This is a genomic window from Streptomyces sp. RKAG293 (assembly GCF_023701745.1).
Classification (GTDB): Bacteria; Actinomycetota; Actinomycetes; order Streptomycetales; family Streptomycetaceae; genus Actinacidiphila.
In genome coordinates, this window is the sequence record NZ_JAJOZB010000001.1 from 7175099 (window position 1) to 7196456 (window position 21358).

Consider the following 21358-nt stretch of genomic DNA (forward strand, 5'->3'; position numbering starts at 1 on the left):
CAGCCCCAACACCGCAGAAGTCTCAACTGCAAAGGGGAAGCCATGACAGCGACGACCGACGGCGGTCCGGGGGCCCCAGCCCCCCAGGCACCTTCGGCCAGCACCACCTCGGCACCGCACCCCGTACACGTCGGTGGTGCCGAGGCGGCGGCGCAGCGTGCCGCGCAACGCGCCGCCGCCCATCTCCTGGCGGCCCAGCATCCCGACGGGTGGTGGAAGGGCGACCTCGAGACCAACGTGACCATGGACTCCGAGGATCTGCTGCTCCGTCAGTTCCTCGGCATCCAGGACGAGCGGACCACCCAGGCCGCCGCCCGCTGGATCCGCTCGCTGCAGCGCGACGACGGGTCCTGGCCCACCTTCCACAGCGGGCCGGGGGACCTGTCCGCGACGATCGAGGCGTATGTCGCGCTGCGGCTGGCGGGCGACACGCCGGAGGCGCCGCACATGGCGAGCGCCTCGGCGTGGGTGCGCGAGGCCGGCGGTGTCGTCGGGGCCCGGGTCTTCACCAGGATCTGGCTGGCCCTGTTCGGCTGGTGGCGGTGGGAGGACCTCCCCGAGCTGCCGCCGGAGATCATCTACCTCCCCAAGTGGTTCCCGCTCAACATCTACGCCTTCGGCTGCTGGGCCCGGCAGACCATCGTCCCGCTCACCGTCGTCGCCGCCCACCGGCCGGTCCGGCCGGCGCACTTCGGGATCAGCGAACTGCACAAGGACCCGGCGCAGCCCAATCCGCCGCGCCCGCCCGCACCGCTCGCCAGCTGGGACGGGCTCTTCCAGCGGCTGGACCGGGCCCTGCACCTGTACCGCAGGGTCGGCGTCCGACCGCTGCGCCGTACCGCGCTCAAGGCCTGCGCGCGCTGGATCATCGATCGCCAGGAGGACGACGGCTGCTGGGGCGGGATCCAGCCGCCCGCCGTGTACTCGGTCATCGCCCTGCATCTGCTCGGCTATGAACTCGACCATCCGGTGGTGCGTGCCGGGCTCGACTCGCTGGATCGTTTCGCCGTGTGGCCGGACGAGGACACCCGGATGATCGAGGCCTGTCAGTCCCCGGTCTGGGACACCTGCCTCGCCACCATCGCGCTGGCCGACGCCGGGGTGGCGACCGACCACCCGGCGCTGGTCAAGGCGGTCGACTGGATGCTCGACGAGCAGATCACCAAGCCGGGCGACTGGTCGGTCCAGCGGCCGGGGCTGCAGCCGGGCGGGTGGGCGTTCGAGTTCCACAACGACAACTACCCGGACATCGACGACACCGCCGAGGTCGTGCTGGCCCTGCTGCGGGTCCAGCACCCCGATCCGGGACGGGTCGACGCCGCCGTGGAGAAGGCCGTCCGCTGGAACATCGGCATGCAGTCGAAGAACGGCGCGTGGGGTGCCTTCGACGCCGACAACACCAGCGCGTTCCCCAACCGGCTGCCGTTCTGCGACTTCGGTGAGGTCATCGACCCGCCGTCCGCCGATGTCACCGCGCACGTGGTGGAGATGCTCGCCTCGCTCGGCCTGGAGGACGACACCCACACCCGGCGCGGCATCGACTGGCTGCTGGCCGAACAGGAGGACAACGGAGCCTGGTTCGGCCGCTGGGGCGTCAACTACATCTACGGCACCGGCTCGGCGGTGCCCGCGCTGGTGGCCGCCGGCCTCCCGGTGACCCACCCCGCCGTCCGACGGGCCGTCAGCTGGCTGCAGAGCGTGCAGAACCAGGACGGCGGCTGGGGCGAGGACCTGCGCTCCTACTCCGACCACGAGTGGATCGGCCGCGGTGTCTCGACCGCCTCGCAGACCGCCTGGGCGCTGCTCGCCCTGCTGTCGGCGGGCGAGCGCGACAGTGCGGCGGTGGAGCGCGGGGTGCGCTGGCTCGTCGACACCCAGAAGGCCGACGGCTCCTGGGACGAGCCGTACTTCACCGGGACCGGGTTCCCCCGGGACTTCTCGATCAACTACCACCTGTACCGGATGGTCTTCCCGCTCACCGCGCTCGGGCGCTACGCCCGCGATGAACCGCTGGGAGTCATCGGCAACGTGACGAAGGGGAAGGCGGCCGGATGACGGCTCTGCTCGTCGTCTGCGCCCTCGGCGTCGAACGGTTCGCCCTGCGGGGCGGGGACCGGACCGGCGCCGCGGGGCCCGTCGCCCTGCTGCGCACCGGCATGGGACCGCAGGCCGCCGGCCGGGCCGTCACCGAAGCACTGCGCGCCCCGGAACTGCGGGACGCGGCGGTGCTCGCCACCGGATTCTGCGCCGGGCTCAGCCCCGGCATGCGCCCCGGCGACCTGGTGGTCTCGGACGAGACCCACGGGGCCGGACAACTGGCCGCCGCACTCGAAGCGGCGGGGCACACCGTTCACACCGGACGCCTGGCCGGGTCCGACCATGTCGTACGGGGCGCGGAACGCTCCGTTCTGCGGTCGACAGGAGCGATCGCGGTCGATATGGAATCCACCGCAATACTCCATGCCGCCCTGGCGCACGGACCGCGGCCTGTCGCCGCCGTCCGCGTTGTTGTCGACACTCCCGAGCATGAATTGCTCCGTGTCGGCACGCTGCGCACCGGAATTACCGCATTCCGCGTGCTAAGGGCTATTCTTCCTGCCTTTTTCGAATGGCACCGTACTACCGCTGTGCTCTCCTGGAGGTGAGCTAGATGGCTATGCCGCTCCGCCAGTCCATCCGGGTCGGAACGTACCTCATGGAACAGAAGCTCCGACGCCGTGACAAGTTCCCCTTGATCGTGGAACTGGAGCCGCTGTTCGCCTGCAACCTGGCCTGCGAGGGCTGTGGAAAGATCCAGCACCCGGCGGGAGTCCTCAAGCAGCGCATGCCGGTCGCCCAGGCGGTCGGCGCGGTGCTCGAGTCCGGCGCCCCGATGGTGTCCATCGCCGGTGGCGAGCCCCTGATGCACCCCCAGATCCACGAGATCGTGCGCCAGTTGGTGGCCAAGCGGAAGTACGTCTTCCTCTGCACCAACGCGCTGCTGATGCGCAAGAAGATGGACAACTTCACGCCGTCCCCGTACTTCGCCTTCACCGTGCACATCGACGGGCTGAAGGAGCGGCACGACGAGTCGGTCGCCAAGGAGGGCGTCTTCGAGGAAGCGGTCGAGGCGATCAAGGAGGCCAAGAAGCGCGGCTTCCGGGTCACCACCAACTCGACCTTCTTCAACACCGACACCCCGCAGAGCATCATCGAGGTCCTCGACTACCTCAATGACGATCTGAAGGTCGACGAGATGATGATCTCGCCCGCCTACGCCTACGAGAAGGCACCCGACCAGGAGCACTTCCTCGGCGTCGAGCAGACCAGGGAGCTGTTCAAGAAGTCCTTCGCGAACGGCAACCGCCGGAAGTGGCGGCTCAACCACAGCCCGCTCTTCCTGGACTTCCTGGAAGGCAAGGTGGACTTCCCGTGCACCGCCTGGGGCATCCCCAACTACTCGCTCTTCGGCTGGCAGCGCCCCTGCTACCTGATGAGTGACGGGTATGTGCCGACGTACCGGGAGCTCGTCGAGGAGACCGACTGGGACAAGTACGGTCGCGGCAAGGACCCGCGCTGCTCCAACTGCATGGCGCACTGCGGCTACGAGCCGACCGCCGTACTCGCGACGATGGGCTCCCTGAAGGAGTCGCTCCGTGCCGCCCGCGAGACGGTGGCAGGAAACCGCGGGAAGTGACGACCGCGATGTCGGGGATCGAGCCGGTAGCGCTCGGCCTGCCCGGGGTACCGGCCCGCCCGCTCCCGATGCGCCGCCCCTCGCGGCGCACCGGGAGCGGGCCGGTCGCGTTGGGTGGCAGCGCCCCGACGATCGCGAGGGCGGCGGCCGCGGCCGGCACGCCGGTCGAACCGGCGATGAAGATCGCCGAGCAGATGGAATCCGACGGCGCGTTCTCCGGGGTACCGGAAGTCACTGTCGGCTGACCGCAGCAATCCCGGTAGGGGGGAACGAGGTCCATCGTGTCGATACTGGAGAACATCCGGGGCCCGCGCGACCTGAAGGCACTGCCCGAATCCCGGCTCGACGAACTCGCCGCCGATATCCGCCACTTCCTCGTACAGGCGGTGGCCAGGACCGGCGGCCATCTCGGACCCAACCTGGGCGTGGTCGAGCTGACCATCGCCCTGCACCGGGTCTTCGACTCGCCCGCCGACCGCGTCCTGTGGGACACCGGTCACCAGTCCTACGTCCACAAGCTGCTCACCGGGCGGCAGGACTTCTCGAAGCTGCGCGGCAAGGGCGGCCTGTCCGGCTATCCGTCGCGCGCCGAGTCCGAGCACGACGTCATCGAGAACAGCCACGCCTCGACGGTGCTGGGCTGGGCCGACGGCCTCGCCAAGGCCAACCAGGTGCTGGGCCGGCCCGACCATGTGGTCGCGGTCATCGGTGACGGCGCGCTGACCGGCGGGATGGCCTGGGAGGCGCTGAACAACATCGCCGCGGCCAAGGACCGGCCGCTGATCATCGTCGTCAACGACAACGAGCGCTCCTACGGGCCGACGATCGGCGGCCTCGCCAACCATCTGGCGACGCTGCGCACCACCGACGGCTACGAGCGCTTCCTCGCCTGGGGCAAGGACCTGCTGCAGCGGACCCCGGTGGTGGGCCAGCCGCTCTACGAGTCCCTGCACGGCGCGAAGAAGGGCTTCAAGGACGCCTTCGCCCCGCAGGGCATGTTCGAGGACCTGGGGCTGAAGTACGTCGGACCGATCGACGGGCACGACATCGCGGCCGTCGAGTCCGCGCTGCGCCGCGCCGCACGCTTCCACGGGCCGGTGCTCGTGCACTGCCTGACCCAGAAGGGCCGCGGCTACGCGGCGGCGGAGCAGGACGAGGCCGACCGCTTCCACACCGTCGGCGCCATGAACCCGCTCACCTGCGAGCCGCTCGCGCCGTCCAGCGGCCCCTCGTGGACCTCGGTCTTCGGCGCCGAGATGCTGCGGATCGGCGCGGAGCGCCCGGACGTCGTCGCCATCACCGCGGCCATGCTGCAACCCGTCGGGCTCGGCGCGTTCGCCGCCGCGTTCCCGCAGCGGGTCTACGACGTCGGCATCGCCGAGCAGCATGCCGCCGTCTCGGCGGCGGGCCTGGCCACCGGCGGCCTGCACCCGGTGGTCGCCGTGTACGCGACGTTCCTGAACCGGGCGTTCGACCAGGTGCTGATGGATGTGGCGCTGCACAAGTGCGGTGTGACGTTCGTGCTGGACCGGGCGGGCGTCACCGGCGTGGACGGCGCCTCGCACAACGGCATGTGGGACATGTCGATCCTCCAGGTCGTCCCCGGGCTGCGGATCGCCGCGCCGCGCGACGCCGACCAGCTGTGCGCCCAGCTGCGTGAGGCCGTGGACGTCGATGACGCGCCCACCGTCGTCCGGTTCCCCAAGGAGACGGTCGGTGCGGCGGTGCCGTCCCTGGAGCGGATCGGCGGCCTCGACGTCCTGCGCCGCGGCCTTCGCCAGGACGTGCTGCTGGTATCGGTCGGGGCGCTCGCCGGCACCTGCCTGGCGGTCGCGGACCTGCTGGACGAGCGCGGCCTCGGCGTCACGGTCGTCGACCCCCGCTGGGTCAAACCGGTCGACGCCGCGCTGCCACCGCTCGCCGCCGGGTTCCGCATGGTGGCGGTCGTCGAGGACAACAGCCGTACCGGCGGCGTCGGTTCGGCCGTCGCGCAGGCGCTGCGGGACGCGGACGTCGACGTACCGCTGCGCGACTTCGGCATCCCGCAGGACTTCCTGGCCCATGCCAAGCGCGGCGAAGTGCTCGCCGACATCGGACTCACCCCGGCCGAGATCGCCGGCCGGATCAGCGCCACGCTCGCCCGCCGCAACGGGGCCGGCGACGTGCGAGACGCAATCAAGGAGCTGGCACCCGATGACACCGTCTGAGTCGCAGCCCGTAGAGCCACCACCCGTGGCCAAGGGCTTCGACCTCGCGACCCTCCTCGCCGAACGCGGCGGCGAGCGCTACGACCTGCACACCAGGCACCTCAACCACCAACTGCCGCGCATGCTGCACACCATCGGCTTCGACAAGGTCTACGAGCGGGCCGAGGGCGCGCACTTCTGGGACGCCGAGGGCCAGGACTACCTCGACATGCTCGCCGGCTTCGGGGTGATGGGCCTGGGCCGGCACCACCCCGTCGTCCGCAAGGCGCTGCACGACGTCCTGGACGCGGGGCTCGCCGACCTGACCCGCTTCGACTGCCAGCCGCTGCCAGGACTGCTCGCCGAGAAGCTGCTCACCTACAGCCCGCACCTGGACCGGGTGTTCTTCGGCAACAGCGGTACCGAGGCCGTCGAGACCGCGCTGAAGTTCGCCCGCTACGCCACCGGCAGGCCGCGGATCCTGTACTGCTCGCACGCCTTCCACGGGCTGACGACGGGCTCGCTGTCCGTCAACGGCGAGGACGGCTTCCGCGACGGCTTCGCCCCGCTGCTGCCCGACACCGCGATCCCGCTCGGCGATCTGGACGCGCTGGAACGGGAGTTGAAGCGCGGCGACGTGGCCGGACTGATCGTGGAGCCCATCCAGGGCAAGGGCGTCCACGAGGCCCCGCCCGGCTACCTCCGCGCGGCGCAGGAGCTGCTGCACCAGCACAAGGCGCTGCTGATCGCCGACGAGGTGCAGACCGGCCTCGGACGGACCGGCGACTTCTACGCCTACCAGCACGAGGCCGGGGTCGAGCCCGACCTGCTGTGCGTCTCCAAGGCGCTGTCGGGCGGCTATGTGCCGGTCAGCGCAACACTCGGCAAGGACTGGATCTTCAAGAAGGTCTACTCCTCGATGGACCGGGTCCTGGTGCACTCCGCCAGCTTCGGTTCCAACGCCCAGGCGATGGCGGCCGGGCTCGCCACCCTGTCCGTCATGGACGACGAGGGCGTCGTCGCCAACGCCCGGCACACCGGCGACCTGTTGCGCACCCGGCTGGCCGCCCTCGTCGACCATTACGAGCTGCTGCGCGAGGTGCGCGGGCGCGGCCTGATGATCGGGATCGAGTTCGGCAAGCCGACCTCACTCGGCCTGCGCAGCCGCTGGGCGATGCTGCAGGCCGCCCGCAAGGGCCTGTTCGCGCAGATGGTGGTGGTCCCGCTGCTGCAGCGGCACCGGATCCTCACGCAGGTCTCGGGCGACCACCTCGAAGTCATTAAGCTGATCCCTCCGCTGATCATCGACGAGTCGGACGTGGACCGCTTCGTCGAGGCGTTCACCGCCGTGATGGACGACGCGCACGGTGGCGGCGGGCTGATGTGGGACTTCGGGCGGACGCTGGTCAAGCAGGCGGTCGCCAATCGGTGAGAACGGGGTGGCGAGTGATGGACACGGCGACGGTGCGGGCGGTCAACGCGTTGACGGCGCGATGGGCGGGGGTGGCGGTCACGCCGGGGAACGGCACCGCGTTCAGCGCGGTCGGCGTCTGGCCGTTGCTGGCCTTCCTCGGCGGCGCGGCGGACGGCCCGGCCCGCGCCGAGCTCGAGCAGGCGCTCGGCGTGCCCGCGGACCAGGCCGTCGAGCACGGCCGCGCGCTGCTGGAGGCGCTGGGCGCGGCCGACGGCATCGACACGGCGCTGGGTGTGTGGACGAAGCGGGAGGTGCCGCTGCGCGAGGAGTGGGTGGAGCGGCTTCCGCTCGGCGTCGCCGGCCGGCTGACCGGCGACGCGGCCGTGGACCGCAAGGAACTCGACGCCTGGGCCGCCCGTAACACCCACGGCCTGATCGAGGAGATGCCCGTCGAGCTGGACGCCTCGACGCTGATGGTGCTCGCCAGCGCGCTGTGCGTACAGACCCAATGGCAGCAGCCGTTCACCCCGAGGACGTTGGAGCCGAAGCGCGGCCCCTGGGCGGAGCGCAAGGTCGCGGGGCTGTCCCGGTCCGGGTCCGATCTGGGTCTGCTGGGCGTCGCGGCGACCCCGGCGGGAGCGCTCACCGTCCTGGACGTCAAGGGTGCGAACGGCATCGACGTCCGCCTGCTGCTCGGCGAGGAGACCGCCGCGGCCGGGGACGTGCTCCGGGCGGGTACCGAGGTGCTGGCCGGGGCGTACGAGGTGGTACCCGGCGGGCGGCTGGCCGAGGGCCTCCCGGGGCCCGGAGTCGCGATCCGGAAGATCACCAGTTTCAGCTCCGACCCACAGCTGTACACGACGACCGCCGCCTTCACCGTCAGCGACGACCACGACCTGCTGCAGCGTGCGGAGTTGTTCGGTCTCGCAGCGGCCCGAGACACGAGCCGGGGTCACTTCCCGGGGGTCAGCGAGGTGCCGCTGGCGGTGGGCGGCGCACGGCAGTCGATCACGGCCTCGTTCAGCGCGGAGGGTTTCGTGGCCGCGGCCGTGACCGCATTCTCCATGGTCGCGGGCGGGGTACCGCAGCAGAAGGCGAAGTTCGTGGCCGTGACCTTCGACCGCCCCTTCGGCTTCCTCGCCGTGCACCGAGCCACCGGGCTGGTGCTGACCGCGGGCTGGGTCACCGACCCGCACGACGCGGTCATCGACGAGCGGTGGGGCCGGGGCGGCTGGTGACCCGGCGGTCGCGTCTCAGGCGTCCGTGAGGAGCAGCTCGCGCAGTCGCGCGCGCCGCTCCTCCGTACAGCCCAGGCCCTCCGACAGATAGCGGTCGACGGAGCCCCAGCGCTCTTCGATGGTGTCGAAGGCGGCGGCGAGGTACTCCAGCCGGGCCTCGAAGAGCGGGCTGAGGAGCTTCATGATCTCCGGGTCGATGGCGGAGCCGGTGGCGCCGTCGCCGCGCTGGACCTTGTAGCGGCGGTGGGCGGCGTTGCTCTCCAGGTAGTCGGCCTCGATGTCGGCGCGCTCCACGCCGAGGGCGAGCAGGATGATCGCCATCGACGTGCCGGCCCGGTCCTTGCCCGCGGCGCAGTGCAGCAGGGCCGGGACGGCGGGCTCCTCGGCGAGCAGTTCCAGCATGCGGCTGTGCTGGGCGGTGCGGTCCAGGATGAGCTGCCGGTAGGCGGTGGTCATCCGCTCGGCGCCCTTGCCGTCGCCGAGGGCGTCGCGCAGCGCGTCCAGGTCGCCGTCACGGACGGTGTGCCAGAAGTCGGCGCCGTGAGCCGGGTCGCTGAGCGGCATGTTGACGTTGCGGACTCCCGGCAGATCGACGTCGGGGCCTTCCATCCTGATGTCGTCGGCGTTGCGGAAGTCGAAGACCGTGTGCAGGCCGAGGGTGGCCAGGAAGGCCGCGTCCTCGTCGGTGGTGTGCGCGAGGTGACCGCTGCGGAACAGCTTCCCCGGCCGGACCCGGCGACCGTCGGCGGCCCGGAGACCGCCCACGTCACGGAAGTTTCGGACACCGGTCAGTACCGGCTCGGCACCGGGCGCGGTGCCGGTCCCTGCTTCGGTGTCGGTGGCGGGGGTCTGCGGCAGCTGCTGGGTCACCGGCGCTCCTTCGGGTCACGGCTCAGAGCTCGGGGCTGAACCTCAGCCGACGATACGACACCGGGTCCGCTGACGTACCGGCCGGTATGTGTCCGCGGCGCCATTGCCTTCGGCTCCCGCGCGCGTGACGATGTTCGGACGTGATCGGAAAAGGGGAGTTCTGATGATTGAGACGAGCGGAACCGGGCGGCTGTGGCTGCTCTCCGGTCCCGGCAGCAGCTACGCCGTGCATCTGACCGAGCGCGACGAGCTGCTCCACCTGCACTGGGGCGCCCGGATCCAGCTCGCCGACGCCGAGGCACTGGCCGCCGAACCGCTCCCCGGCGGGAGCTCCTTCGAGTCACCGCTCGACGGCCACGAGGAGTACCCCGTCGAAGGCGGCCCGCGCTTCGTCCGGCCCGCGCTGTCGGTCCGTGACGCCACGGCGCGCGGCACCGAATGGTGCTTCGAGGAGGCCGAGACCGAGGACGACGAGCTGCGGCTGCACTTCCACGACTCCGTCCACCATCTCGACCTGACCCTGCACTACCGGGTCCGCACAGGCTCCGACGTCGTCGAGCGCTGGACCACCGCCACCCACGTGGCCAACGGGCACACCGGCCCCGTCGAGCTGCTGCGCGCCGATTCCGCCGCCTGGACCCTGCCGGAACGCGACGGGTGGCGGCTGTCGCACCTGCACGGCCGCTGGGCGGCCGAGACCCGGCTGGCCAGGACCGGGCTCACCGCGGGCGAGAAGATGATCGGCAGCCGGCGCGGCCACACCGGCCACCACCACCTGCCGTGGATCGGCCTCGACGCGGGCGACGCCGGCGAGGAGCACGGCGAGGTGTGGACCGCCGCGCTCGCCTGGTCCGGCTCCTGGCGCATCGCCGTGCAGCAACTGCCCGACGGCCGGGTGCAGGCCACCGGCGGCGCCGGACACGACGACGCGGGACTGCTGCGGCTGGAGCCGGGGGAGTCCTTCACCACCCCGGTCTTCGCCGGGCTCTACACCGACGGCGGCTTCGGCGCCGCGAGCCGCGCCTGGCACGCCCACCAGCTGGCCCACGTGATCCCGGACGCCGAACAGCCACGGCCGGTGCTCTACAACTCGTGGGAGGCGACCCGCTTCGACGTCGGCGAGGAGCAGCAGCGCGAACTCGCCCGCCGGGCCGCTGCGATGGGCGTCGAGCTCTTCGTCGTCGACGACGGCTGGTTCGGCGCCAGGACCAGCGACCGCGCCGGACTGGGCGACTGGACCGCCAACCCCGACCGGTTCCCGAACGGACTCAAGCCGCTCGCCGACGAGGTGCACGCCCTCGGCATGCGGTTCGGCATCTGGGTGGAACCGGAGATGGTCAACGCCGACAGCGACCTGTACCGCGCGCACCCGGACTGGGTGCAGCACCACAGCGGACGGCGCCGTACCGAGTTCCGCAACCAGCTCGTCCTCAACCTCGCCCGCGAGGACGTGCGCGAGTACCTCTGGGAGCAGTTGGACGCGCTGCTGCACAGCGCCCCCGTCGACTACGTGAAGTGGGACTTCAACCGGTGCTTCACCGACGCCGGCTGGCCCGGTGAGCCCTACCCGCAGCGGCTGTGGGTCGACCATGTGCACGGGCTGTACGGGCTGCTCGACCGGCTGCGGGCCGCGCACCCCGGCGTCGCCTTCGAGTCCTGCTCGGGCGGCGGCGGCCGGGTGGACCTCGGGATCCTGTCCCGTACCGACCAGGTGTGGACCTCGGACAACACCGACCCGCTGGACCGGCTGCCGATCCAGTACGGGTTGAGTCAGCTGCACCCCGCCCGGGTGATGGCCGCCTGGGTCACCGACAGCCCCAACCGCATACTCAACCACCGGGTCAGCAGCCTGCGCTTCCGCTTCGTGAGCGCCATGGCCGGGGTGCTCGGCGTCGGCGGCGACCTGACGGCGTGGAGCGAGCGGGAGCTGGCCGAGGCCGCGGACTGGGTCGAGCTCTACAAGGCGATCCGGCCCGTCGTGCAGTACGGCGACCTGTACCGGCTGCGCGCGCCCGGCGACGGCGGCCTCAGCGCCGTGCAGTACGTGCACGGCGACGAGATCGTCGTCCTCGCCTGGCTGCACTCCCAGTCCTTCGGCGAACCGCAGCCGCCGCTGCGGCTGCGCGGCCTCGACCCGGCGTCCGCGTACCGGGATCCCGCCACCGGAACCGTGCACCGCGGCGCCGTGCTGGCCACCCGCGGACTGCGGACCGGGCTGGCCGGCGACCTGGACGCGGCCGTATTCCGGCTGCGCGGAATATGACCTCGTGTTCTAAATCACGCCGCGTCAACCCCCGGTTACGATGGCGTAGGTCACTTCCGGAAGGGGAGTATGGGCTGCCGTGGCTGACGATTCGAAAACAGACAACAGTGGCGCGATCGGGTCGTACACCGCGGTGGGGGACAGCTTCACCGAGGGCGTCGGCGACCCTGGTCCTGACGGCGCTTTCGTCGGCTGGGCCGACCGCCTGGCCGTTCAACTCGCCGATCGGCGAGCCGAACACGACTTCCGCTATGCCAACCTCGCCGTGCGCGGCCGGCTGCTCGACCAGATCGTGGCCGAGCAGGTACCACGCGCCAAGGAGCTCGCACCGGACCTGGTGACGTTCTGCGCGGGCGGCAACGACATCCTCCGGCCGGGCAGCGACCCGGACGATGTGGCCGAGCGGCTGGAGGCGGCCGTCGCCGACCTCAACTCCTCGGTCGGCACGGTGCTGATCTGCACCGGCTTCGACACCCGTGACGTCCCGGTGCTGCGCCATCTGCGCGGCAAGATCGCGACGTACACGGCGCACGTCCGGTCGATCGCGGACCGCCAGGACTGCCCGGTGCTCGACCTGTGGTCGCTGCGCTCGGTGCAGGACCGGCGGGCGTGGAGCGGCGACCGGCTCCATCTGTCCCCGGAGGGCCACACCCTGGTCGCGCTGCGCGCGGCGCAGGTGCTGGGCCTCCCCGTGTGCGCCGATCCCGAGCAGGCCTGGGAGCCGGAGCCGGTGCGCGCACCGGGCGAGGTACGGCGCGACAACATCCACTGGGCCCGCGAGCACCTGGTGCCGTGGATCGGCCGCCGGCTGCGCGGCGAATCCTCCGGCGACCACGTCGAGCCCAAGCGTCCTGACCTGCTGCCGCTGTAGGCAGTGGGCGGGAGTCGCCACGGGCCGTCGGCAGCGGGGCGGTCGGAGGCGGCGGTTCGGGAAACGGTCGGGCAGCGGCGTGGGGACGGTCAGGGGTGCCGGCGGGCGGGCGGGCAGGGCAGCTCGGCCCAGACCACGCGCCCCTCGCCGTCCTCGGCCGGGCCCACCCCCCAGGACTGCGCCAGAACGCTGACGAGCAGCAGTCCGCGCCCGCACTCCTCGTCGACATCGGCGGTGCGGGTGCGCGGCTCGGTCCGCCCGTGCCCCTGGTCGGTGACCTCGACGCGCAGCACCCGGCCCAGAGCCAGCAGCGAACAGGTGATCTTCTCGCTGTCGGTGTGGCGGACGGCGTTGGTGAACAGCTCCGTCACCACCAGCCCCGCGTCGTCGGTGACTTCGAGATCCACCCCCCAGTCCCGCAGACGCGCGCGGACGCGTCCGCGCGCGTCCGCCACGGAGGCGTTCTGCGCGGGCAGCCGGAAGACGTCATGGCGGCCGGGATGGACCGGGCCGTCATGACGTGCTACCCGGAGAGCGTCTTGGGAAGCAGCCACTCCGCAACTATGAGGGTCGCGCCGAACACATGGCAAGGTCCGATCTGTAAATTACACAATCGCCTGTACGGTCTGTTCGGTCCACTGACGGCATGGCACACTGCGTACCACCGAGGGAAGTTGGAGGAGGAGACTCGTGGCGGAAGCACGGCCGGGAGGCGCCCCGACCGTACTGCGGGTGGTGCTCGGCAAACGACTCCAGGACCTGCGGGAGAAGGCGGGCCTCTCCTACGAGCAGGCCGGTCTGGCTCTCGATGTCACTCATGCCACGATCCGCAGGATGGAGAAGGCCGAGGTCGGCCTCAAACTGCCCTACGTCGAGAAGCTGCTGCAGACCTACGGAGTCACGTCTCCCACCGAGGTCAGCGGCTTTCTCGCGCTCACGCGCGAGGCGAACCGGCCGGGCTGGTGGCACCGCTTCCGGGACGTCCTGCCGGAGTGGTTCAGCGCCTTCGTCAGCCTGGAGGGCGAGGCCAGCATCATCCGCGCCTACGAGCCGCACTACGTACCCGGGCTGTTGCAGACCGAGGAGTACACGCGTGCGGTGCTGTGGGCCGGCCTGCCGCACGCCTCCGTCGACGAGATCGACCGCCTGGTGGCACTGCGCCTGGAGCGCCAGGCGCTGCTCACCCGGGAGAAGGCACCCCTGCTGTGGGTCGTGATGGACGAGACGGTGCTGCGCCGTCCCATCGGCGGCGTGGACGTCATGCGCGCCCAGATCGCGCACCTGGCCGAGCTCACCGAGCTGCCCAACGTCCGGCTGCAGGTGATGCCGTTCACGGCGGGCCCGCACTCCGCGATGTACGGGCCCTTCCACATCTTCCGGTTCGAGATCCAGGAACTCCCGGACATCGCCTACACCGAGAGCCTGATCGGTGGCGCGTACTTCGACGAACGCGACGACGTGTCGGCCTTTCTGGAGGCGCTGGACCGGATGTGCGCGCAGGCCGCGCCGGCACAGAGCACCAAGGCCATCCTCGGTGGCATTCGCAAGGAGATCTGACCCATGGGTCGCATATACAACGGCATGCCCGCGAAGGACCTCGGTCACGAGGGCTGGCGGAAGCCGTGGAGCGGCGGCAACGGCGGCAGCTGCGTCGAAGCCAAGAAACTGAACGACGGCCGGGTGGCGCTGCGCCAGTCCACCGACCCCGACGGCCCGGCGCTGATCTACACCGATCTTGAGATCTCCACGTTCATCCAGGGCGCGAAGGCCGGCGAAGCGGACTTCCTCCTGTGACGGTCGTGACCATCATGCGCACCGCCGTCGCTGCCGCGGCCGGGCGAACAGAACCGAACCGGAGGACGGCGTGACCGACCAGGGATTTCCCGTCGACGAGATAGACACCAGCATGCCGCACCCGGCCCGCATGTACGACTTCTACCTCGGCGGCTGGGACAACTACGAGGTCGACCGGATGGCCGCGCAGCGGGTCATCGACGTCCTCCCCGACATCATCCCGGGGGCGCGCGCCAACCGTCACTTCCTCCACCGGAGCGTGCGCTTCCTGGCGGAGCGGGGCATCCGCCAGATCATCGACATCGGCACCGGCATTCCCACCTCACCGAACACCCACGAGGTGGCGCAGGCCGTATCGCCCGATGTGCGGGTGGCCTACGTCGACAACGACCCGATCGTCGCCACGCACGCCGGCGCCAGGATGACCGGCAGCGGGAACACCGAGTTCTTCCTCGGTGACGTGCGCCGGCCGCGCACCATCCTGGACCACCCGGCCATCGGCAAACTGATCGACTTCGACCAGCCGGTCGCCGTCCTGCTCATCGCCGTCCTGCACTTCGTCACCGACGAGGAGGACCCGGCCGGCATCGTGGCCACCCTGCGCGACGCACTGCCCGCGGGCAGTTACCTGGTGATGTCGCACGCCACGGCGGACTTCCACGGTGGCAGCTTCCCCGAGGTCAGCAAGATCTACGAAAAGGCCACCGCCACCCTGAACGTGCGCAAGCGCGTCGACATCGAGCCCTTCTTCGACGGATTCGACCTTCTCGAACCCGGCCTGGTACAGGTCCCGTTGTGGCGGCCCGACGGAGCGGGCCCGACGGCCGATGAGGTCAGCCGGGTCGGGTTCTACGGCGGAGTGGCCCGCAAGAGCTGAACGCGTGGCGCGGGGATCCGTTCCAGCACGCCGCCCGCGAAGGTGTCGTACAACGGGAGCGACTCCAGATGGACGTAGCCGATGTGGCACTCGCAGACGGCGAGCGGGCACGCCCGCGGCCGCAGCGCCCGGCGGTACGAGCCGTCGTAGAGGTTGCCGAGCTCGGCGGGTACGAAGTGACAGCGGCGGACGGTGCCTTCGCCGTCCACCGAGATCACCGACTCGCCGGTGCGGCAGGGCAGTCCCGCGCTGCGGTGCGGGTGCCGGCTGTAGGGGAAGTGCGGGTCGATGGCCGTCCACCCGTCCGCTTCGGCGTCCGTGTACGTGTGCCCCTCGGCCGCGTTGATCCACAGATAGACATGGTCGGGAAGGTCGGCGCGCAGCCGCCGGGCCTCGGCGAGATGCTCCGGGAGGCCGACGACGCCCACGCTGTGCCGGACCGAGCGGTCCGCCAGGTCCCGGCACTTGGCGAGGAACCGGTCGTACGGCGTCTGGCCGGGGTGGTAGGTGCACCACAGTGCGAGGGTGTTGGGGTCGGCGTCCTCCAGCCAGTCGGTGCGGCAGCTGAGATTGGTCTGGATCGCCACCCGCCGGATGTGCGGCAGGTGGCTCAGCTCCGCGAGGGTGCGCCGGTACCAGGAGCGCACCAGGCCCTCGCCCCAGGGCGTGAAGAGCAGCGACAGCCGGTCGCCGGTCTGTGCCGTGGCCCAGCCGGCGAAGCGCTCCAGGGCGGCGCGGTCGGCGCGCAACTGCTCCCGGCTGTCGCGGCGCTTGGCGAACGGGCAGTAGGGGCAGTCGTAGTCGCAGCTCGCGAGCGGACCGCGGTAGAGGATCGACAGGTCCATCGGGGTCGGTGCGTCGTTCGGGTCGGCCGTGGGAGTGCTCATTTCGCGTCGTACTCGGCCATGAGGGCGCGGACGGGGTCCGAGAACAGGGCGGGGCCGACCGCGTCGGAGTGCGCCAGCCCTTCCGCGGACAGCCGCAGCCGCTCGGGGGCGGCCGTACCGTCGAGCCAGCCCGCGGCGGCGAACCGGCCGAGCTCGACGGGGAAGTCCTGCTCAGGGCCGGTGCCGAAGCGTGCCCGGTAGTCGTCCACCGGCATGCCCCCGGCCTGGAGCAGCGACTGCAGCAGATGGCGGCGGCGGGGCTCGTCCCCGTTCATTCGCCGGCCGAACTCGGCGACGGCGAACTGCTGGGTGGAGCGGGTGGTGTAGTCGTCGATGATCCCCCGGATCTCACTCATGCCGACCGCGTAGTCGAAGGAGTAGTGCAGCGCGGAGGTGTACGAGCGGGCGCCGCAGCCGAGGCCGATCATGCCGTCGGTCTGGCATGCGTAGTCCTCTCCGCCGGTGGCGGGCGCGCCCCGGCGGCGGAACATCCGCATCGACACCTGCTCGTAGCCCTGGGCCAGGAGGTGGTCACGGCCGAACCGGTACAGGCGCAGCCGCTGCTCGTCCCACGCCGTCTCCGCGTCGGCCGTGTCAGTACCCATGCCGCTGCTCAGGCGGCCGAGGCCGGTCAGCGGGCGTACGTAGAGCGGGTAGAGGTACAGCTCCTCGGGCTGCCAGGCGAGGGCGGCGTCCAGGGACCGCTGCCAGCTGCGCTCGGTCTGGCCGTCGATGCCGTAGATCAGGTCGATGTTGAGGACGGGGATGCGGGCGCCGCGGATCCGGGACAGCGCCGCCTCGACGTCGGCGCGCCGCTGCGGGCGGACCGCCGCGCGCGACTCGGTGTCGTCGAAGCTCTGCACCCCGAGGCTGAGTCGGGTCGTGCCGCGGTCGGCGAGGACCGCCAGCCGGTCGGCGGTCGCCGTGGCCGGCGACGCCTCGACCGACAGCGGGATCGCCCGCAGGTCGGCGCCCATGCGCAGTTCGGCGATGTCGCAGAGCCGCTCCAGCTCGGCGGCGTCCAGGAACGTCGGTGTCCCGCCGCCGAAGGCCGCCGCCGCGAACCGCGGTTCGCCGCCGGACGCGTCGAGCGCTTCGCGGACCGCGCCCGCCTGGCGCTCCAGGGCGTCGAGATAGCGGGTGGTGAGCCCCTCGGGGGCGCCGATCCGGGTGAAGAGGTTGCAGAAGCCGCACCGCACCTCGCAGAACGGTATGTGGGCGTAGAGGGAGAGCGCGCCCACCGGTTCGCCCGCCCACAGGTCGCGCAGCGGCGGCCGGTCCCGCAGCTTCCGGTACGCGGTCTTGTGCGGGTAGGCGTAGACGTAGCTCTCGTACGGCCGGGTGCCGGTGCCGGTGCCGGTGTCGGTGTCGGTGCCGGTGTCGGTGGAGGTCGCGGGGTCGATCGTCGTGGTGCTCATCGCTGTGCCTCGGCCTCAAGGAAGAAGTGGGCGTAGGGGACGGTCCAGACGGCCTCATGGCCGAGCCGGTGGCCGGTGAAGCCGTCGTCGCCGTACGTGGTGCCATGGTCGGAGCAGACGATCGCGAAGCAGGGGCGGCGGCTGCTCGCCGCCGTGAACAGCCGGCCGATGTGCCGGTCCACGTACTCCAGCGCCGCGGCGTGCGTCGCGCGGGAGTCGCCCGCCTCGCGGGTGGCGCCGGGCAGATGGAACCAGTTGGGCTGGTGCAGTGCCGAGACGTTCACGAAGAGGAAGAGCCGCTGCTCGTCGGGCAGCCCGGCGACGACCTCCTCGGCGCGGGTGATCTGCGCCTCGAAGGAGGTGGGGGAGGGCACGCCGAACTCCGGCTCCCAGTGGCTCTCCTGGAACATCCCGGGCAGCACGGACCCCAGGGGCGCCTGCTTGTTGAAGAAGCCGACGCCGCCGATGCACACCGTCCGGTACCCGGCCGCCGCCAGACCCGACACCAGGTCGGGTGTGTCGAACACATAGGTGCCGTCCGCTGTCGTCTCACTGCCGGCGAAGCGGGCCGCGAAGAGCCGCGGATGCGGTCCCGGGGTGGCCGGAGTCGGCAGGAAACCGGCGAAGATGGCCTGGTGGGAGGCGTACGTGAAGCTGCCCGGCGCATGCCGCCGCTCCCAGCCGCCGACGGGCAGACGGGCGGCGAGATGCGGGATCCGGCCCGCGGCCGCCAGCTCCTGGGCCACGTCGAAGCGCAGGGTGTCCAGGGTGACGAGCAGCAGGTCGTGACTGCCTACGATCTCGTTCATCTCAAGCGGCGGCTGTGGCACGGTGGCGCTCCCTGCGTAGGACGGCGGCCACCTGGGCGGCGTAGGTGTCCTGCTCCTCGGCGCCGCTGCCGGGCAGGCCCGTCAGACGGGGCAGCAGGTCGCCGAAGGCGTTGACCTCGCCGACGGCGAAGCGCCGCCAGCCGGTGCCGGGCAGTACGTCGACCCCGACGCAGAGCGTTCCGGGGAAGCAGGCCGCGGCCTGTTCGGCGATGCCCGTCACCCTCTCCCAGCCGAGTCCGGCCGCTTCGGTGGCGGCGCGCGCCGCATCGAGGTCCCCACGGGCGCCGCCGAGATGGAGATTGGTCATCGGGGAGCGGCTGGTGCGCACCACCGCGTGGGTCGCCCTGCCGTCCACGACGACGACCCGCAGATCGGCGGCCCTGCCGTACTGCGCCGCCTTGGGCAGCCAGCGCTCCACCTGCAGCCCGTCCCCGGCCAGCGCGTCCACCAGCGCGGCGACCTCGCGCTCGTCCTCGTAGCGCCGAACGCGCAGCGAGTTGAAGAGCCGTCCGTCGGTGGTCCGCTCCACCGACGTCGTCGCCCGGAGCCGGCCGGGCCCGCCGAACTCCAGGGCGATCACGCCCGACGCGGACGAGCCATGCGCGGGCTTGACGAACGCGCGCGGCATGCGCGCCGCGCGCAACTGCTCCCTGAGGTCGTCCCAGCCGCGCACGGGCGCGGTGAGCGCGGGCGGTACGGCGACGCCGGCCGCCAGCAGCCGGGCGTGGCAGCGCCGTTTGTCGAACAGCACGGCGACGTCCTGCGGATCGTCGAGCAGCGTGGCGCCCGCCTCCACCGCGGCCCGCGCCACTTCCCGTACGGCGCCGGTGAACCGCCGGTACCAGACGGCACTGCCCTCGACACGGGTCGGATCGCCGCCGCCGCGCAGCGCCCGGTCGACCTCCGGGTCCTCGCCGGGGGAGTCCACCCGCACGATCTCGCCCGGCGTGAACCCGTACGCCCCGCGCAGCACATCGCGCCAGGCCACGAGCCGGGGCGCGGGGAGTCCGGCGGCTCGCACGGCGTCGGCGAACATCGTCACCCGGCGGTTGCCGGGATTGCCGACGACGGCGAAGCGGACGTCGGAGCGGACGGTGGAGCTACTCGGAGACGGCGACATAGCGCCACTCCTCGTCCTCGTCCTCATCCTCCGCGCTCTCCTGTTCGGAGAGGTCCACCGTCACCCCGGCGGCGCCCAGTTCACTGCTGACGCGCTCCATGACCGCGTCGCTCAGGTAGTGGTGACTCAGGTCGAGACGGGTCAGATGGGTGAGCGGCTGCCCGCCGAGCAGGGCGGCGGCGCCTTCGTCGCTGAGCACACCCATCGAGAGACCGAGCGAGGTGAGCTGGGCGACGACCGGGGCGGCGGCCACGGCCGCGGCGATCTCGTCCTGCAGTTCGCTGTTCTGCAGCCCGAGATGGCGCAGGGCCGGGAAGCGGCCGCCGGCCAGCACCGGGGCGAGGTCGGCGACCGTGGAGTCCCCGCCGTACTCCTCGACGCCCAGCCACAATTCCAGGTGCTCCAGGGCGGGAAGCTCACTCGCGGCCACGGCACACACGACGCTCCCCGGCAGCCCGCCGGACTCGAACCGCAGCACGCGCAGCGCGGTGTGCCGCACCGGCGACAGGACCAGGGCGTCGTCCCCGGTGTTGCCGCCGCGCACTCCCAGTTCCTCCAGGAGCGGGAAGGCCTCCACCACGGGGGTGATGTCGGCCATCCGCAGCCAGGAGATCTCGCAGGACTCGCCCTCCACATCGGCGAGGAACAGCGCGCGCAGGCCGGGCAGCCGGGCCGCGTCGGAGGTGATCAGCTCCACCACCGGGCCCAGGCTCGTGTAGTCGCCGTCCCACCAGGAGCCGATCACCAGGGCGGTGACCCGCTCGGTGTCCACCGTGTCCAGGAAGCCGCGCCACAGTTCGGGGAACGCGGTGTCGGCGCCGTAACCGCATTCCAGCCCCCAGGCGACGCTGTCCGCGGCCGGCAGGCCGTCCACGGGGCCGGCCGGATGCGTCAGGGCGTGAACCGGCAGGCCGGCGAAGGTGTCCCTCATTCCGCCACCGCCGTGAAGCGGTGCACGACACCGTCGTTGTTCCAGCTGCGGCCCGGTTCCGACAGGTCGACCTCGACGCCGGCGGGCACCAGCGTGTCGCGCAGCCGCGCGGCGATCGGGTCGCTGAGGAAGTGGTGGTGCAGGTCGAGCCACTGCAGATGGGTGAGGGGCTGGCCCTCCAGCAGCGCGGTCGCACCCTCGTCGGTGAGGACGCCCAGGGACAGGTCGAGGGAGCTGAGCCGGGCCACCACCGGGGCGGCGGCGACCGCGGCGGCGATCTCGTCCTGGATCTCACTGTTGCGCAGCCCCAGATGGTGCAGCGCGGGGAAGCCGCCGCCGGCCAGTATCGGGGCGAGATCGGCGACGGTGGCGGTGCCGCTGTACTCCTCGACGCCGAGCCACAGTTCCAGGTATTCCAGCGCGGGCAGCTCGCTCGCCGCGATACCGCGGACGACCTCGGCGGGCAGGCCGCCGGCCTCGAACGTCAGGGTGCGCAGGTGCTCGTGCCGCACCGCCGGGAACAGCAGACCGGTGCCGCCACGGGCGCCGAACTCCCGCAACTCCGGATAGGCCGCCAGGACGGGAGTGACGTCGGACTGCTCGATCCAGGAGATCTCGGCCTGCTCCTGCTCCAGGTCACCGATGAACACGGCCTCCAGCGCGGTCAGCTGGTCCTTGGCGTCGACGAGGTCCTCGACGATCCCGGTGGAGTCCTCCTCGTAGGCCTCGCCCCACTGGCCGATGATGATCGCCCGCACCCGGGAGGGATCCACCGTGTCCAGGAACCGGTCCCAGACGTCCCCGAACTCCTCGTCCGAGTCGTCGTCGTAGGGATCCGCGGCGAGCCGCCAGGCGACGGTCTCCGGCGCGGGCAGCTCGTCCTTGCTGTCGGGCCCGGGGAAGTCGAAGGCAGGAAGGCCGTGCAACTCCTGCAGATGCTCTACGGCTGACATGACGCGGGTCTCCTGACACGGGCGGGACGG

20 protein-coding genes are annotated in these 21358 nt (G+C 71.5%); 12 read left to right on the forward strand and 8 right to left on the reverse strand.

The window, feature by feature from the left end; all coding sequences use genetic code 11:
* Positions 1–42: 42 nt before the first annotated feature.
* Genes shc through LNW72_RS31815 form a run of 7 tightly spaced genes read left to right on the forward strand, consistent with a single transcriptional unit; the run spans position 43 to position 8514 of the window.
* Positions 43–2055, forward strand: a complete 2013-nt coding sequence (gene shc, locus LNW72_RS31785) for a squalene--hopene cyclase (RefSeq protein ID WP_250978510.1) — start codon at positions 43–45, stop codon at positions 2053–2055.
* Positions 2052–2645 carry a 1-hydroxy-2-methyl-2-butenyl 4-diphosphate reductase gene (locus LNW72_RS31790; protein WP_250978511.1) on the forward strand — a complete coding sequence of 198 codons (594 nt, stop codon included), beginning with the start codon at positions 2052–2054 and terminating at the stop codon, positions 2643–2645. Before shc ends, LNW72_RS31790 begins: the two co-directional genes overlap by 4 nt.
* 5 nt (positions 2646–2650) lie before the next feature.
* Positions 2651–3676 carry an adenosyl-hopene transferase HpnH gene (hpnH, locus tag LNW72_RS31795; protein WP_250978512.1) on the forward strand — a complete coding sequence of 342 codons (1026 nt, stop codon included), beginning with the start codon at positions 2651–2653 and terminating at the stop codon, positions 3674–3676.
* On the forward strand, positions 3673–3921 hold the full coding sequence (locus tag LNW72_RS31800) for a hypothetical protein (RefSeq protein ID WP_250978513.1): 249 nt from the start codon (positions 3673–3675) through the stop codon (positions 3919–3921). Before hpnH ends, LNW72_RS31800 begins: the two co-directional genes overlap by 4 nt.
* Before the next feature lie 36 nt (positions 3922–3957).
* Entirely contained in the window at positions 3958–5883 is a 1926-nt protein-coding gene (dxs, locus tag LNW72_RS31805) for a 1-deoxy-D-xylulose-5-phosphate synthase (RefSeq protein WP_250978514.1), read from the forward strand.
* A complete protein-coding gene (locus LNW72_RS31810) occupies positions 5870–7294 on the forward strand; it encodes an aspartate aminotransferase family protein (protein ID WP_250978515.1) in 1425 nt (474 codons plus the stop codon). Before dxs ends, LNW72_RS31810 begins: the two co-directional genes overlap by 14 nt.
* A gap of 17 nt (positions 7295–7311) precedes the next feature.
* Entirely contained in the window at positions 7312–8514 is a 1203-nt protein-coding gene (locus LNW72_RS31815; RefSeq protein ID WP_250978516.1) for a serpin family protein, read from the forward strand.
* 15 nt (positions 8515–8529) lie between these two features.
* On the opposite strand, the gene LNW72_RS31820 is transcribed toward LNW72_RS31815, so the two are convergent.
* The gene (locus LNW72_RS31820) at positions 8530–9384 is read right to left on the reverse strand and encodes a tyrosine-protein phosphatase (protein ID WP_374117364.1); all 855 of its coding nucleotides are present in this window, start codon (positions 9382–9384) and stop codon (positions 8530–8532) included.
* A 163-nt stretch (positions 9385–9547) separates the two neighbouring features.
* Between LNW72_RS31820 and LNW72_RS31825 the strand changes: the two genes are divergently transcribed.
* Together LNW72_RS31825 and LNW72_RS31830 are read left to right on the forward strand one after the other, a co-directional pair.
* Complete coding sequence (locus LNW72_RS31825) at positions 9548–11647, forward strand: alpha-galactosidase (RefSeq protein WP_250978517.1); 2100 nt, start codon at positions 9548–9550, stop codon at positions 11645–11647.
* A gap of 79 nt (positions 11648–11726) precedes the next feature.
* Positions 11727–12518 (forward strand): SGNH/GDSL hydrolase family protein, encoded by a 792-nt coding sequence (locus LNW72_RS31830; RefSeq protein ID WP_250978518.1) that lies wholly within the window; start codon positions 11727–11729, stop codon positions 12516–12518.
* 89 nt (positions 12519–12607) lie between these two features.
* Here the strand turns inward: LNW72_RS31830 and LNW72_RS31835 are convergent, their stop codons facing one another.
* On the reverse strand, positions 12608–13072 hold the full coding sequence (locus LNW72_RS31835; protein ID WP_250978519.1) for an ATP-binding protein: 465 nt from the start codon (positions 13070–13072) through the stop codon (positions 12608–12610).
* 136 nt (positions 13073–13208) lie between these two features.
* On the opposite strand from LNW72_RS31835, the gene LNW72_RS31840 reads away from it, so the two are divergent.
* The 3 genes from LNW72_RS31840 to LNW72_RS31850 all read left to right on the forward strand — a co-directional run bounded on the left by LNW72_RS31840 (position 13209) and on the right by LNW72_RS31850 (position 15189).
* Positions 13209–14075: a helix-turn-helix transcriptional regulator gene (locus tag LNW72_RS31840; RefSeq protein ID WP_250978520.1), complete on the forward strand. Its 867-nt coding sequence runs from the start codon at positions 13209–13211 to the stop codon at positions 14073–14075.
* Positions 14076–14078: 3 nt separating this feature from the next.
* On the forward strand, positions 14079–14312 hold the full coding sequence (locus tag LNW72_RS31845) for a DUF397 domain-containing protein (protein WP_250978521.1): 234 nt from the start codon (positions 14079–14081) through the stop codon (positions 14310–14312).
* Positions 14313–14382: 70 nt separating this feature from the next.
* The gene (locus LNW72_RS31850; RefSeq protein ID WP_250978522.1) at positions 14383–15189 is read left to right on the forward strand and encodes an SAM-dependent methyltransferase; all 807 of its coding nucleotides are present in this window, start codon (positions 14383–14385) and stop codon (positions 15187–15189) included.
* Here LNW72_RS31850 and LNW72_RS31855 read toward each other — a convergent pair.
* The 6 genes from LNW72_RS31855 to LNW72_RS31880 are packed head-to-tail and all read right to left on the reverse strand — an operon-like array spanning position 15162 to position 21328.
* Positions 15162–16034 (reverse strand): STM4011 family radical SAM protein, encoded by an 873-nt coding sequence (locus LNW72_RS31855; RefSeq protein ID WP_250980400.1) that lies wholly within the window; start codon positions 16032–16034, stop codon positions 15162–15164. The genes LNW72_RS31850 and LNW72_RS31855 overlap by 28 nt on opposite strands.
* Before the next feature lie 38 nt (positions 16035–16072).
* Entirely contained in the window at positions 16073–17494 is a 1422-nt protein-coding gene (locus LNW72_RS31860; protein WP_250978523.1) for an STM4012 family radical SAM protein, read from the reverse strand.
* On the reverse strand, positions 17491–18303 hold the full coding sequence (locus LNW72_RS31865; RefSeq protein WP_250978524.1) for an STM4013/SEN3800 family hydrolase: 813 nt from the start codon (positions 18301–18303) through the stop codon (positions 17491–17493). The genes LNW72_RS31860 and LNW72_RS31865 overlap by 4 nt, the downstream gene beginning before the upstream one ends.
* Position 18304: 1 nt before the next feature.
* Positions 18305–19444, reverse strand: coding sequence for an STM4014 family protein (locus tag LNW72_RS31870; protein WP_250978525.1), 1140 nt, complete (start codon positions 19442–19444; stop codon positions 18305–18307).
* Positions 19425–20375, reverse strand: a complete 951-nt coding sequence (locus LNW72_RS31875) for an STM4015 family protein (protein ID WP_250978526.1) — start codon at positions 20373–20375, stop codon at positions 19425–19427. Before LNW72_RS31875 ends, LNW72_RS31870 begins: the two co-directional genes overlap by 20 nt.
* Positions 20372–21328, reverse strand: a complete 957-nt coding sequence (locus tag LNW72_RS31880) for an STM4015 family protein (RefSeq protein ID WP_250978527.1) — start codon at positions 21326–21328, stop codon at positions 20372–20374. The genes LNW72_RS31875 and LNW72_RS31880 overlap by 4 nt, the downstream gene beginning before the upstream one ends.
* Between the last annotated feature and the right edge of the window lie 30 nt (positions 21329–21358).

Bases quoted from the DNA above. Each gene is read 5' to 3' on its own strand.
- LNW72_RS31865 (WP_250978524.1), bottom strand. From the start codon at position 18,303: ATGAACGAGATCGTAGGCAGTCACGACCTGCTGCTCGTCACCCTGGAC.
- LNW72_RS31860 (WP_250978523.1), bottom strand. From the start codon at position 17,494: ATGAGCACCACGACGATCGACCCCGCGACCTCCACCGACACCGGCACC.
- LNW72_RS31810 (WP_250978515.1), top strand. From the start codon at position 5,870: ATGACACCGTCTGAGTCGCAGCCCGTAGAGCCACCACCCGTGGCCAAG.
- hpnH (WP_250978512.1), top strand. From the start codon at position 2,651: ATGGCTATGCCGCTCCGCCAGTCCATCCGGGTCGGAACGTACCTCATG.
- LNW72_RS31815 (WP_250978516.1), top strand. From the start codon at position 7,312: ATGGACACGGCGACGGTGCGGGCGGTCAACGCGTTGACGGCGCGATGG.
- LNW72_RS31790 (WP_250978511.1), top strand. From the start codon at position 2,052: ATGACGGCTCTGCTCGTCGTCTGCGCCCTCGGCGTCGAACGGTTCGCC.
- LNW72_RS31825 (WP_250978517.1), top strand. From the start codon at position 9,548: ATGATTGAGACGAGCGGAACCGGGCGGCTGTGGCTGCTCTCCGGTCCC.
- LNW72_RS31855 (WP_250980400.1), bottom strand. From the start codon at position 16,034: ATGGACCTGTCGATCCTCTACCGCGGTCCGCTCGCGAGCTGCGACTAC.
- LNW72_RS31870 (WP_250978525.1), bottom strand. From the start codon at position 19,444: ATGTCGCCGTCTCCGAGTAGCTCCACCGTCCGCTCCGACGTCCGCTTC.
- shc (WP_250978510.1), top strand. From the start codon at position 43: ATGACAGCGACGACCGACGGCGGTCCGGGGGCCCCAGCCCCCCAGGCA.
- LNW72_RS31875 (WP_250978526.1), bottom strand. From the start codon at position 20,375: ATGAGGGACACCTTCGCCGGCCTGCCGGTTCACGCCCTGACGCATCCG.
- LNW72_RS31880 (WP_250978527.1), bottom strand. From the start codon at position 21,328: ATGTCAGCCGTAGAGCATCTGCAGGAGTTGCACGGCCTTCCTGCCTTC.
- LNW72_RS31845 (WP_250978521.1), top strand. From the start codon at position 14,079: ATGGGTCGCATATACAACGGCATGCCCGCGAAGGACCTCGGTCACGAG.